1 pseudogene is annotated in these 812 nt (G+C 41.3%); it reads left to right on the top strand.

Annotated features, from left to right (window positions below):
* Window positions 1-812 (top strand): annotated as a pseudogene (locus OD803_RS14460) (hypothetical protein); the annotation flags it as partial.

The following is an 812-nucleotide window of genomic DNA, read 5'->3' as shown; positions in this document are numbered from 1 at the left end:
AATGATGGATTTGAGGATTTTGATTTAACGGTTCAAGATTTAGGTATTTTAGGCGCACAACCTTCTACAGATTTTGTAGTGACGTATTACACTAGTTTTGCTGATGCCGATTCAGGGGCTAATGCACTAGTGAGTCCTTACACCAATACTGTTAACCCACAACCTATCTATGTTCGTGTAGAGAGTGCAGGCGATTCTAGTTGCTACATAGCCTCACCACTTCCGGTGTTCAATTTAGTAGTTAACTATAGAGCCCTAGCAACAGAGCCATCAGATATGGTAGTTTGCGATGACGCCTCCAATGATGGCGTAGCTCAGTTTGATTTAACCACACAAGACGCTACTATATTAGGTGGTCAAGACCCATTAGTTTATACAGTAACCTATTATGAGACCCAAGCTGATGCAGAAGCACCGATGAATGCTATAGCAAACCCAGCAACCTATACCAATACAGGTAACCCACAGACGATACATGTAAGAGTAGAAGATGCTACCACACCAGACTGTTATGGATACACAAGCTTTGAGCTTATCGTTAACCCATTACCAGAAGTATTAGTGCCAACACCATTAGAAGTTTGTGATGACGATGCCGATGGTTTTGCAGCATTTACACTAACAGATAAGAATGCAGAGATACTTAACGGACAAACAGGTGTTAACGTCACTTACTATGAAACCCAAGCCGATGCAGACAATGCTACCAATGAGATTTTCTCACCATACACTAACATTGTCATCAACACGCAAACGGTATATGTGCGTTTAGAAGATGCAACAACAGGATGCTATAATACTACGACATTAGA

Source organism: Gaetbulibacter sp. NE (assembly GCF_025548475.1).
Taxonomy (GTDB): domain Bacteria; phylum Bacteroidota; class Bacteroidia; order Flavobacteriales; family Flavobacteriaceae; genus Gaetbulibacter_B; species Gaetbulibacter_B jejuensis.
Note: the sequence above shows the minus strand (reverse complement) of the source record. Positions and strands in the feature narration are given on the sequence as shown.